At 71.7% G+C, this 12,086-nt stretch carries 9 protein-coding genes; 6 read left to right on the forward strand and 3 right to left on the reverse strand.

The genetic code is table 11. The annotated features are described in order from the left end of the window. Window positions 1–303: 303 nt before the first annotated feature. Window positions 304–1,296 (reverse strand): aldo/keto reductase, encoded by a 993-nt coding sequence (locus tag ABZ371_RS20460; protein ID WP_358681518.1) that lies wholly within the window; start codon window positions 1,294–1,296, stop codon window positions 304–306. A gap of 97 nt (window positions 1,297–1,393) precedes the next feature. Between ABZ371_RS20460 and ABZ371_RS20465 the strand changes: the two genes are divergently transcribed. From ABZ371_RS20465 to serA, 6 genes are all read left to right on the forward strand, one after another. Beyond that, window positions 1,394–2,344, forward strand: a complete 951-nt coding sequence (locus ABZ371_RS20465; protein ID WP_358681521.1) for a 2-hydroxyacid dehydrogenase — start codon at window positions 1,394–1,396, stop codon at window positions 2,342–2,344. 425 nt (window positions 2,345–2,769) lie between these two features. Further along, the gene (locus tag ABZ371_RS20470) at window positions 2,770–5,577 is read left to right on the forward strand and encodes an EAL domain-containing protein (RefSeq protein WP_358681524.1); all 2,808 of its coding nucleotides are present in this window, start codon (window positions 2,770–2,772) and stop codon (window positions 5,575–5,577) included. Window positions 5,578–5,794: 217 nt separating this feature from the next. Then, entirely contained in the window at window positions 5,795–7,651 is a 1,857-nt protein-coding gene (locus tag ABZ371_RS20475; RefSeq protein ID WP_358681527.1) for an acetolactate synthase large subunit, read from the forward strand. A 22-nt stretch (window positions 7,652–7,673) separates the two neighbouring features. After that, complete coding sequence (gene ilvN / locus ABZ371_RS20480) at window positions 7,674–8,201, forward strand: acetolactate synthase small subunit (protein WP_358681530.1); 528 nt, start codon at window positions 7,674–7,676, stop codon at window positions 8,199–8,201. A gap of 106 nt (window positions 8,202–8,307) precedes the next feature. Continuing rightward, window positions 8,308–9,309 (forward strand): ketol-acid reductoisomerase, encoded by a 1,002-nt coding sequence (gene ilvC / locus ABZ371_RS20485; protein WP_358681533.1) that lies wholly within the window; start codon window positions 8,308–8,310, stop codon window positions 9,307–9,309. 300 nt (window positions 9,310–9,609) lie between these two features. Then, window positions 9,610–11,202: a phosphoglycerate dehydrogenase gene (gene serA / locus ABZ371_RS20490; RefSeq protein WP_358681536.1), complete on the forward strand. Its 1,593-nt coding sequence runs from the start codon at window positions 9,610–9,612 to the stop codon at window positions 11,200–11,202. A 92-nt stretch (window positions 11,203–11,294) separates the two neighbouring features. Here serA and ABZ371_RS20495 read toward each other — a convergent pair whose 3' ends face one another. Next, window positions 11,295–11,660 carry a hypothetical protein gene (locus tag ABZ371_RS20495; RefSeq protein WP_358681539.1) on the reverse strand — a complete coding sequence of 122 codons (366 nt, stop codon included), beginning with the start codon at window positions 11,658–11,660 and terminating at the stop codon, window positions 11,295–11,297. Between the two features lie 87 nt (window positions 11,661–11,747). Then, on the reverse strand, window positions 11,748–12,086 hold a 339-nt coding region (locus ABZ371_RS20500), incomplete at its 5' end, for a helix-turn-helix domain-containing protein (RefSeq protein ID WP_358681542.1).

The raw sequence follows: 12,086 nt of genomic DNA on the forward strand, positions 1-12,086 counted from the left end.
GGGTCGCGGACGCGCCCACCGCCGGCGGCGAGCCCGCCCGCCCCGATCCCGGGCCGGCACCGGCCGAACACGCGGACAGCAGCAGGGAGGCCGGGACGAGCACGGCCGCCACCCCCCTGCGCACCGAGGGGGCGTGCACCGATCCGAACACAGCACCGCGCACAGCAGAGATCCTTTCGACGGTGACCCGATCACTGTTCTTACACTGCCGGTCCGCCCGGGGCGTGGTCTTCGTCCATTGTCCCGCCGCGGGAACCCCCGCCCGCGGCACCCCGTCACCGCGCCGGACCCGTCACCCCCGCGTCAGTCCCAGGAGTCGCGGGCCCTCGGCAGTCCGGCGATCTCCGCCAGGTCCAGGTCCGTGAGCCGCAGGTCCGCCGCGCCCGCGTTCTCCACGGCCCACCGCTCGTGCTTGGTGCCGGGCACGGGCACCACGTGGCTGCCCTGCCGCAGCACCCAGGCCAGCGCCACCTGCGACGGAGTGGCGCCGTGCCGCTCCGCGATCCGGCGCAGGCCCGCCACCACCGGCTGGTTGGCGGCCATCATCTCCGCCGTGAAGCGGGGGTGCCTGGCGCGCGGGTCGTCCGGTTCGAAGCCCTGCCCGGGCTTCAGCGTCCCCGTCAGATAGCCGCTGCCCAGCGGCATGGCGGCCAGCAGTCCCACGCCCCGCGCCGCGCACCACGGCAGGAGGTCCTCCAGCGCCTGCGGCGACCACACGGAGAGCTCCGCCTGAACGGCGCTGACGGGGAAGACCTGCTGCACCCGCTCCAGTTGCCCGAGGGTGACGTCGTGCGTCCTCGACCCGGGCCGGCGCCCGGCCCGCGCGCCCACGGCGCACAGACCGAGCGCCCGCACCTTGCCCGCGCGCACCAGGTCCGCCATGGCGCCCCAGGTCTCCTCCACCGGCACCTCCGGATCGGCCCGGTGCAGCTGGTAGAGGTCGATCACGTCGGTCTGCAGCCGCCGCAGCGAGGCGTCGCAGGCCCGGCGCACGTACCCGGGGCGGCCGTTGGCCACGATGTGCTGATCACCCACCAGCAGCCCGCACTTGGTGGACAGGAAGGCGTCCGCCCGGCGCCCCTTGAGCGCGCGGCCGACGAGCAGTTCGTTCGTGAAGGGCCCGTACATGTCCGCGGTGTCGAGAAGTTGGACGCCCGCGTCCAGCGCGGCGTGCACCGTCCGCAGCGAACGGTCACCACGCTGTTGCGAGGTGCTGTAGGCCCAGCTCATCGGCATACAGCCCAGCCCGACGGCGCCGACGGCGAGCGCCGCCGCACCGATTGTCCTGCGCTCCAACTCCCCCTACCCTCCCTCGGCCCCCCATGATCACGGGACCCCACCGCACCCCAAAGTAGCCTCTGCCGCTCCGAGCCCTTCGCATAGCCTCCTGAGCATGACTTCGACACCTGCCAACGACGTGTGGCTGCCGATCGCGGCCGACGAGATCGAAGGGCTCCCCGAGGGCCTCGACTACCGGTTCTGGGACGGCGGCCCGGACTACCCGGCGGACCCCGCGCACTGCGCCTTCTACGTGGTCCCCTACATGAAGGGACCGGAGGTGGCTGCCCGCCCGCTCAAGGGCATGGACGCCGTCCGGGTCGTCCAGACGCTCTCCGCGGGCATCGACCACGTGGAGCCCGGGCTCGGCCTGCTGCCCGCCGGAGTGCAGCTCTGCAACGCCAAGGGCGTGCACGAGGCGTCCACCGCCGAGCTCGCCCTCACGCTCGTGCTCGCCTCCCTGCGCGGCTTCCCCGCCTTCGCGGAGGGCCAGGAGAAGGAGGAGTGGCGGTCCGGCTTCTACCCGGCGCTCGCCGACAAGTCGGTGCTCGTCGTGGGGTACGGATCGATCGGAGCCGCCATCGAGGACCGGCTCGAACCGTTCGAGTGCGCGCGGGTGGTGCGCGTCGCGCGCTCGGCCCGGACCACCGGGCGCGGCCCCGTGCACGCGATCGGGGAACTGCCCCGGCTGCTGCCGGAGGCGGACGTCGTCATCCTGTCCACCCCGCTGAACGCCTCCACGCAGGGGCTGGTGGACGCCGGTTTCCTCGCGGCGATGCGGGACGGCGCGCTGCTCGTCAACGTGGCGCGGGGAGGGGTCGTCGACACCTCGGCCCTGCTGGCCGAACTGGAGTCCGGGCGCTTGCGGGCCGCCCTCGACGTGACGGACCCCGAACCCCTGCCCGTGGGCCATCCCCTCTGGCACGCTCCCCATGTCCTCATCACCCCTCATGTAGGAGGCAGTACGTCGGCGTTCCTGCCGCGGGCGAAGCGTCTGCTGGCCGGACAGCTCACCCGGTTCGCGGCGGGGGAGCCCGTCGGCAACCTGGTGCTCACGACGTCCTGACCACCCCGCGGAACGATTCGGCCGCGCACAGTGGCGGCAACACCCCTTTCGGTCACTCAGAGTAGATGGACTATGTCCCTCTGTGACCGCTCTGGTGTATCGTCCACAAGGGGGTCGCGCCGCGGCAGGGACGGCGTCGGGGAGGAAGCGGACGCGAGGGGGCGACGGGCGATGTGCGGCCGGCTGAAAGACCAGCGGACACGGCACGGCGAGTGGCGGCGGCCGGACGGCACCGAGCGGCCAGGGGCGGCGGTGGCGCCGGACCCGGCCCGGGAGACTCTCCGGTGAGCGCCCTAGGAGCCCTGCTCTCCCGGCAGCCGGCGGCCGGGCAGCCCGGCCCGGGGCGACCGGCATCGGGGGAAGCGGGATCCGGGCCGTCGGTGCCGGGGCCGCAGACGCCCGGGCAACCCGCCGCCGGACGGCCGGTGTCCGGGCGGCCCGCCGCCGTACGCCGTGCGGGGCTGCGCTCCCAGCTCCTCCTCGCCTTCGTCTGCGCCGGATACGGCATCGGGGCCGCGGTCGGCTGGGGCTCGCCCGGACTGGCCCTCTTCATGGGTGACTTCGGCCTCAGCGCGGCCGCCCTGATCGCCGCCGTCTCGTGCTTCGTGCACGCCCGCAGGAGCGGCAGCCGGTTCCGGCCCGCCTGGCTCCTCTTCTCGCTCTCCTCCGCGATGGCCGCGGGAGGCAACGCGGTCTGGGGATGGTACGAAGTGGTGCTGGGCCGCCCGGTGCCCTCCCCGTCCGCCGCCGACGTCTTCTTCCTCTGCTTCGCCCCGCCCGCCATCGTCGGGCTCCTGGTCCTCGCCAGCCGCCCCGCCAACCGCGCCGGCTGGATCTGCCTGGTACTGGACGCCTGGCTGATCGGGGGATCCCTGCTCACGCTCTCCTGGAGCCTGGCGCTCGCCCACACGGCCCGAATCGCCAACGCGAGTGGCGAGAGCGTGGCCCGGGCGGCGCTCTCGCTGGCCTACCCGCTGCTCGACATCGTGCTGGTCTCCATGGTCCTCGCCCTGCACTTCCGCAGGGGCAGCGTGGACCGCTCCGCGGTGAACCTGGCCATCGCCGGGCTCGCCCTGACCGTCGTGTGCGACGCCCTCTTCACCTCGCCGCTGCTGCGATCCGCCTACCAGTCCGGCCAGTTGCTCGACGCGGGCTGGTTCGCCGGCTCGCTGCTCCTCGCCTACGCGCCCTGGCGGGCGCGCCGCGTCCAGGACAACGCTGTCGGACCGGGCCGCCAGGCCCGTTCCGGGAGCCGCCCGATCGCCGGGTCCCTGGCGGCGCTCACGCCTTACCTCGCCGCTGCCGTGTGCACGCTCGGCATCCTGTACAACGTGGTGCAGGGCCACCGGGTGGACCGCTTCGTGCTCCTCACGGGCTGTGCGGTCGTGCTCGCCCTGGTGGTCCGCCAGGCCATCATGCTCGTCGACAACATCGCGCTGACCCAGGAGCTGGCCCAGAAGGAGAACCACTTCCGCTCGCTCGTCCAGGGCTCCAGCGACGTCATCATGATCGCCGCGCCCACCGGTGTCCTGCACTACGTCAGCCCCGCGGCGGCGGGTGTCTACGGCCGGGAGGCCGAGGACCTCGTCGGCACCGAGCTCTCCTCGATCATCCACCCCGCCGACCTCGGGGGAGTGGTGCACGAGCTCCGGCGGTTCCTCGCGGCCCGCGCCCAGGAGGAGCCCACCACCAGGATCGAGTGCCGCTTCAGATCGGGGGCCGGCGACTGGCTCCACGTCGAGTCCACCGTCAACCGGCACCAGGGCGGCCTGCTGTTGAACAGCCGGGACGTCACCGAGCGGGTCAGGCTCCAGGCCCAGCTCCAGCACAACGCCGAGCACGACCCGCTCACCGACCTGCCCAACCGCGCCCTGTTCACCTCCCGGGTGGCGCAGGCGCTCGGCGGCCGGCGCGCCGGGGACCAGGGCACCGCCGTGCTCTTCATCGACCTGGACGGATTCAAGGCGGTCAACGACTCCATCGGCCACCAGGCGGGCGACGAGCTGCTCGTCCAGGCCGCCCACCGCCTCCAGGACTCCGTACGCGCCACGGACACCGCGGCCCGGCTCGGCGGGGACGAGTTCGCCGCGCTCATCGTCGGTGACGGCACCCGGGACCAGGCGGCCCGGGAGTACCAGGTCCACGAGATCGCCGAACGGCTGCGGCTCACGCTCTCCCAGCCCTACCGGATCGGCGGTGGCGAGGTCAGGGTGGCGGCCTCCATCGGTGTCGCCTTCGCCGAGCCCTCCATCACGCCCAAGGACCTGATGCGCAACGCCGACCTCGCCATGTACCGCGCGAAGGCCGGCGGCAAGGACCGTGTCGAGCTCTACGCCCCCCAGATGCAGGCCGAGGTCGTCCGCCGCACCGAGCTCGCGGGGCGGCTCCGCACCGCTCTGCGCGAGGGCGAGTTCGCCCTGCTGCACCAGCCGGTCGTCCACCTCGCCAGCGGCACGGTCGCCGCCGTCACCGCGCAGGCCCGCTGGCGCTCCGCCCAGGGCGTCCTGTTCACACCCGCGGAGTTCCTGCGGGTCGCCGAGGACGGCGACCGTGCCGCCGAGCTCGGCGGCTGGCTGCTGGAGCAGGCCGTGGCGCAGGCCGCCGACCGGGCCGGGGCCGGGCACCCGGTCCCGGTCTGCGTCCGGGTGTCGGCCGGCCGGCTGCTGGACCGGACCGTGCCCCTCGGTTCCGTCGAGGCGCTGCTCACCCGGCACGGGCTGCCGTCGGGCGCCCTGATGATCGAGGTCTCCGGCGACGACCCGCGGATCTCCTTCGACGAGCTGGAGCAGCGGCTGATCGAGCTCCGCCGGCTCGGCGTGCGGATCGCGCTGGACGGTTTCGGCAGCGGGTACGCCGCGGTCAACGCATTGCGGCGGCTGCCCATCGACGTGCTGAAGCTGGACCGCGGGCTGGTGGAGGGGGTGGCGGAGTCCGCGCGGCTCCACAAGATCACCGGTGGGCTGCTGCGCATCGCCGGGGACCTCGGTGTCCAGTCAGTGGCCGACGGGGTCGACGTACCCGAACAGGTGCGCGTGCTGCGCACCCTGGGGTGTACCCACGGTCAGGGGGCGGCCTTCGCCGGCCCGCTGGACGAGCACCGCCTGCGGCGCACGCTGACCAGGGGGAAGTACCCGGTGCCCGGCGGTGGGCCGGCTGCGCCGCCGGTGCCGGCCGGCCGTTCGCTGCCCCTCCAGAGCCGCTCACATGCTGAGACGCCCGTCCCACCCACTTGACACCGTGTGCGTGCCGGAGAGAGGGTCAATGCCATGCGCACCCGAATTCTCGTACTTGGAAAGCGCGTCGGCTGAAGCAGGGTCACTCATGGACACCCCGCAGACCGCACCGGCGCGCTCCCCTCGCTTGCCTCACGGCACGGGGGGTTTTTTGTTGCACCGGTACCTCCCAAACGACCACATATACGCTGCACAAACCCTCAGCTTCGAGAAGAGAATGCCGATGACCGAGCAGGCCACCGGGGCCCACCATCCCCAGCCGCGGGCCCGTAACGGCGGACCGTCCTCCGCCTCCGCCGAGAACCTCACGGGCGCGCAGTCACTCATCCGCTCTCTCGAGGAAGTCGGGGCCGACACCGTGTTCGGACTCCCCGGCGGCTGCATCCTGCCGGCGTACGACCCGCTGATGGACTCCACCCGGGTCCGCCACATCCTGGTCCGTCACGAGCAGGGGGCCGGGCACGCGGCCACCGGATACGCGCAGGCCACCGGCAAGGTCGGTGTCTGCATGGTCACCTCGGGCCCCGGTGCCACCAACCTCGTCACCCCGATCGCCGACGCGGCCATGGACTCCGTGCCCCTGGTCGCGATCACCGGCCAGGTGGCCTCCGCCGCCATCGGTACGGACGCCTTCCAGGAAGCCGACATCTGCGGCATCACGATGCCGATCACGAAGCACAACTTCCTGGTCACCCGCGCCGAGGACATCGCGCACACGATCGCCGAGGCCTTCCACATCGCGTCCACCGGCCGCCCGGGACCGGTCCTCGTGGACATCGCCAAGGACGCGCTGCAGGCGAAGACCACGTTCAGCTGGCCGCCGACGATGGACCTGCCGGGCTACCGCCCGGTCACCAAGCCGCACGCCAAGCAGATCCGCGAGGCCGCGAAGCTCATCACGCAGGCCAGGCGGCCCGTGCTGTACGTCGGCGGCGGTGTCATGAAGGCCGGCGCCACCGCCGAGCTGAAGGTCCTCGCGGAGCTCACCGGCGCGCCCGTCACCACCACGCTGATGGCGCTCGGCTCCTTCCCCGACAGCCACCCGCTGCACGTGGGGATGCCCGGCATGCACGGGTCGGTCACCGCCGTCACCGCGCTGCAGAAGGCCGACCTGATCGTCGCGCTCGGGGCCAGGTTCGACGACCGCGTCACCGGCAAACTGGACAGCTTCGCCCCGTTCGCCAAGATCGTCCACGCGGACATCGACCCGGCCGAGATCGGCAAGAACCGCGCGGCCGACGTCCCGATCGTCGGTGACGCCCGCGAGGTCATCGCCGACCTCGTCCAGGCGGTCCAGGCCGAGCACACCGACGGGAACACCGGTGACTACAGCGCCTGGTGGAAGGACCTCAACCGCTGGCGCGAGACCTACCCCGTCGGCTACGACCTGCCGGAGGACGGCAGCCTCTCGCCCCAGCAGGTCATCCAGCGCATCGGCGAACTCGCCCCCCGGGGCACGATCTTCGCCGCCGGCGTGGGCCAGCACCAGATGTGGGCCTCCCACTTCATCTCCTACGAGCAGCCCGCCACCTGGCTGAACTCCGGTGGTGCCGGGACCATGGGATACGCGGTGCCGGCCGCCATGGGCGCCAAGGCGGGGATGCCCGACCGCGCCGTCTGGGCGATCGACGGCGACGGCTGCTTCCAGATGACCAACCAGGAACTCACCACCTGCGCGCTCAACAACATCCCGATCAAGGTCGCCATCATCAACAACGGCGCGCTCGGGATGGTCCGCCAGTGGCAGACCCTGTTCTACAACCAGCGGTACTCCAACACCGTGCTGCACTCCGGCGCGGACACCGACGGCGTCCCCGCCAAGGGCACCCGCGTGCCGGACTTCGTCAAGCTGTCCGAGGCCATGGGCTGCTACGCCATCCGCTGCGAGGACCCCGCCGACCTGGACAAGGTCATCGCCGAGGCCAACGCGATCAACGACCGCCCGGTCGTCATCGACTTCATCGTCCACGAGGACGCCATGGTGTGGCCGATGGTCGCCGCCGGCACCTCGAACGACGAGGTCATGGCGGCCCGCGGTGTCCGTCCCGACTTCGGCGACAACGAAGACGACTGAGAGACAGAGAGAGACCGACTCCATGTCCACCAAGCACACGCTCTCCGTCCTGGTCGAGAACAAGCCGGGCGTCCTCGCCCGGATCACGGCCCTGTTCTCCCGCCGCGGCTTCAACATCGACTCGCTCGCGGTCGGCACCACCGAACACCCCGACATCTCCCGCATCACCATCGTCGTGAATGTCGAGGGCCTGCCCCTGGAGCAGGTGACCAAGCAGCTCAACAAGCTGGTCAACGTCCTGAAGATCGTCGAACTCGAGCCGTCCGCCGCGATCCGGCGGGAGCTCGTCCTGGTGAAGGTCCGCGCCGACAACGAGACCCGCTCCCAGATCGTCGAGATCGTCCAGCTGTTCCGCGCCAAGACCGTGGACGTCTCCCCGGAGGCCGTCACGATCGAGGCGACCGGAGGGGCCGAGAAGCTGGAGGCCATGCTCAAGATGCTCGAGCAGTTCGGCGTCAAGGAGCTCGTCCAGTCCGGCACCATCGCCATAGGGCGCGGCGCGCGCTCGATCACCGACCGGTCCCTGCGCGCACTCGACCGCACGGCGTAAGCACGTCCGGGGCAGCCTCGCCGCTCGCATGGCGAGACCCGGCACCGTATCCGAAGCACCCCGCCGTACGGTGGGACGCAACACCTGCACTCAAGGAGAAGACCCAGTGGCCGAGCTGTTCTACGACGACGATGCCGACCTGTCCATCATCCAGGGCCGCAAGGTCGCGGTCCTCGGATACGGCAGCCAGGGCCATGCCCACGCGCTGTCGCTGCGCGACTCGGGTGTCGACGTCCGTGTCGGTCTGCACGAGGGTTCGAAGTCCAAGGCCAAGGCCGAGGAGCAGGGCCTGCGCGTGGTGACCCCGGCCGAGGCCTCCGCCGAGGCCGACGTCATCATGATCCTCGTCCCGGACCCGATCCAGGCCCAGGTCTACGAGGAGTCCGTCAAGGACAACCTCAAGGACGGCGACGCCCTGTTCTTCGGCCACGGCCTGAACATCCGCTTCGACTTCATCAAGCCGCCGGCCAACGTCGACGTCTGCATGGTCGCCCCGAAGGGCCCCGGCCACCTGGTCCGCCGCCAGTACGAGGAGGGCCGCGGCGTCCCGTGCATCGTGGCCGTCGAGCAGGACGCCACCGGCAAGGGCCTGGAGCTCGCCCTCTCCTACGCGAAGGGGATCGGCGGCACCCGCGCCGGCGTCATCAAGACGACCTTCACCGAGGAGACCGAGACCGACCTGTTCGGTGAGCAGGCCGTCCTCTGCGGTGGCACCGCCGCCCTGGTCAAGGCCGGTTTCGAGACGCTGACCGAGGCCGGCTACCAGCCGGAGATCGCGTACTTCGAGTGCCTGCACGAGCTGAAGCTCATCGTGGACCTCATGTACGAGGGCGGCCTGGAGAAGATGCGCTGGTCCATCTCGGAGACCGCCGAGTGGGGCGACTACGTCACCGGCCCGCGCATCATCACGGACGCCACCAAGGCCGAGATGAAGAAGGTCCTCGCCGAGATCCAGGACGGCACCTTCGCCAAGAACTGGATGGCCGAGTACCACAACGGCCTGCCCAAGTACAACGAGTACAAGAAGGCCGACAGCGACCACCTGCTGGAGACCACCGGCAAGGAGCTGCGCAAGCTCATGAGCTGGGTCGACAACGAGGAGGCCTGAGTCCTCGCCGGGGGGCGGGTCCGCACGCGGGCCCGCCCCCCGGCGCAAGGCCGGCCTCACACCCCGTGTCACTGCGGGGAGAGGCGGTGGCAGGGAACGGCGCCGTACGCCTGTACAGAGCGTCCACCCCGTGCGGGTGATCCTTCCACCGGGGCACAGACTGTGTCCGGCCGCATGACTACACTTCTCAACACATACACGCGTCAGGGCCCACAGTGTCGTGCGTCTTCCACGCGGCTAGCCCCTCCACCGCCTGCGGCCGTCGGGACGGCCGTCCGCACTGGACTTGTGAGGACACACGTGAGCTCGAAACCTGTCGTACTCATCGCCGAAGAGCTGTCGCCCGCCACGGTCGACGCCCTGGGTCCGGATTTCGAGATCCGGCACTGCAACGGCGCGGACCGCGCCGAGCTCCTCCCCGCTATCGCCGACGTCGACGCCATCCTGGTGCGCTCCGCCACGAAGGTCGACGCCGAGGCCATCGCCGCCGCGAAGAAGCTCAGGGTCGTCGCCCGCGCCGGCGTCGGTCTGGACAACGTCGACGTCTCCTCGGCCACCAAGGCCGGCGTGATGGTCGTCAACGCGCCGACGTCCAACATCGTCACCGCGGCCGAGCTGGCCTGCGGCCTGCTCGTCGCCACCGCGCGCAACATCCCGCAGGCCAACACCGCGCTCAAGAACGGCGAGTGGAAGCGCTCCAAGTACACGGGTGTCGAGCTCAGCGAGAAGACCCTCGGCGTCGTCGGCCTCGGCCGCATCGGCGTGCTGGTCGCGCAGCGCATGTCTGCCTTCGGCATGAAGATCGTCGCGTACGACCCCTACGTACAGCCCGCGCGGGCCGCGCAGATGGGCGTCAAGCTCCTCACGCTGGACGAGCTGCTCGAGGTCTCCGACTTCATCACGGTGCACCTGCCCAAGACCCCTGAGACGCTCGGCCTGATCGGCGACGAGGCGCTCCACAAGGTGAAGCCCTCGGTGCGCATCGTCAACGCCGCCCGGGGTGGCATCGTCGACGAGGACGCGCTGGCCTCCGCGCTCAAGGAGGGCCGGGTCGCCGGCGCCGGCCTGGACGTGTACACCAAGGAGCCCTGCACGGACTCCCCGCTGTTCCAGTTCGACCAGGTCGTCTGCACGCCGCACCTCGGCGCCTCCACCGACGAGGCGCAGGAGAAGGCCGGCATCGCCGTCGCCAAGTCGGTCCGCCTCGCCCTCGCCGGTGAGCTCGTGCCCGACGCGGTCAACGTCCAGGGCGGTGTCATCGCCGAGGACGTGCGCCCCGGGCTGCCGCTCGCCGAGAAGCTCGGCCGGATCTTCACCGCGCTCGCGGGCGAGGTCGCGGCCCGCCTCGACGTCGAGGTCTACGGCGAGATCACCCAGCACGACGTGAAGGTGCTGGAGCTCTCGGCGCTCAAGGGTGTGTTCGAGGACGTCGTCGACGAGACCGTCAGCTACGTCAACGCCCCGCTGTTCGCCCAGGAGCGCGGGGTGGAGGTCCGCCTGACCACCAGCTCCGAATCGCCCGACCACCGCAACATGGTGACCGTCCGGGGCACCCTGGCGAACGGCGAGGAGGTCGCGGTCTCCGGCACGCTGGCCGGCCCGAAGCACCTGCGGAAGATCGTCGCCATCGGCGAGCACGACGTGGACCTGGCGCTCGCCGACCACATGGTCGTCCTGCGCTACGAGGACCGCCCCGGTGTCGTCGGCGCGGTCGGCAAGATCCTCGGTGAGGCCGGTCTGAACATCGCCGGGATGCAGGTCTCGCGGCGGGACGCGGGCGGCGAGGCGCTCGTCGTCCTCACCGTCGACGACACCGTCCCGCAGTCGGTCCTGACCGAGATCGCCGAGGAGATCGGCGCCAACTCGGCCCGCACGGTGAACCTCACCGACTGACACCGGATCAGGCTCCGGCCTGGGACGGCACCGCACCCGGCGGGCAGTGACCTCTGCCCGCCGGGTGCGGTCGTGTGTGCGGGGGAGGGGCGTCAGCCGTCGACGTGGCCCGTGAACAGCATGACGAGGAACACCGTCCAGCCCAACGCGGTGAGCAGGGACGGGAGTCCGGCGGCGCACGCGCAGCCGGCCAGGACCAGGTCCCCCCGCCGGCGCCTGCCGGCCGTCGTCCTGGGGAGGAACCAGCTCGGCAGGACCACGGCGTACGCGAGCAGCAGGCCGCCGCACAGCAGGAACGGCCTGCCGGCGAACAGGTGGTCGGGCCTGGAGGCCGCGAACGCCAGGCCGGGCGCCAGCACCGTCCCGGCCAGCGGCAGGGCCCACCACCGCGGGTCGGGCTCCGGGCGGGCCGCGGTGGTGACGGGGCGCGGGGTGTGCGTGCGAACGCTGTTGCTCATGCCACCAGTTCACCGCCCGCGGGGGCGCCGCGCACTGCGCTGCCGTACTCAGCTCCCGCCCCTCGCGTACTCATCCGGGGCGGGGTCTCACAGCCGGGCCGACTTCAACGCCATGTGCAGCAGCAGTCTGTCCTCACCGTCGTTGAGGTCGAGACCGGTGAGCTGCTGGATTCGGGCGAGGCGGTAGTACAACGTCTGCCGGTGGATGCCGAGTTCCGCAGCCGTGCGGCTCGCCTGGCCGGCGCGGTCGAGGAACACCTCGGCGGTGCGGGCCAGTTCGGCGTGGGGCGGCGTGAGCAGTGCGCGTACGGCCGGGTCGGTCCGGGCGCCGGGGTCCCGGGGCAGCCCGGTCAGCAGCCGGTACGGGCCGATGGCCGGCCAGTCGGCGACCGGTCCGAGGCGCGGCTCGGCCGAGGCGGCTCGGGC

The sequence above is a fragment of the Streptomyces sp. NPDC005899 genome (assembly GCF_040629645.1).
Taxonomy (GTDB): Bacteria; Actinomycetota; Actinomycetes; order Streptomycetales; family Streptomycetaceae; genus Streptomyces.

What these genes read in the sequence shown, in the direction of transcription:
- ABZ371_RS20465 (WP_358681521.1), top strand. Translation starts at nt 1,394, where the DNA reads ATGACTTCGACACCTGCCAACGACGTGTGGCTGCCGATCGCGGCCGAC.
- ilvN (WP_358681530.1), top strand. Translation starts at nt 7,674, where the DNA reads ATGTCCACCAAGCACACGCTCTCCGTCCTGGTCGAGAACAAGCCGGGC.
- ABZ371_RS20475 (WP_358681527.1), top strand. Translation starts at nt 5,795, where the DNA reads ATGCCGATGACCGAGCAGGCCACCGGGGCCCACCATCCCCAGCCGCGG.
- ABZ371_RS20495 (WP_358681539.1), bottom strand. Translation starts at nt 11,660, where the DNA reads ATGAGCAACAGCGTTCGCACGCACACCCCGCGCCCCGTCACCACCGCG.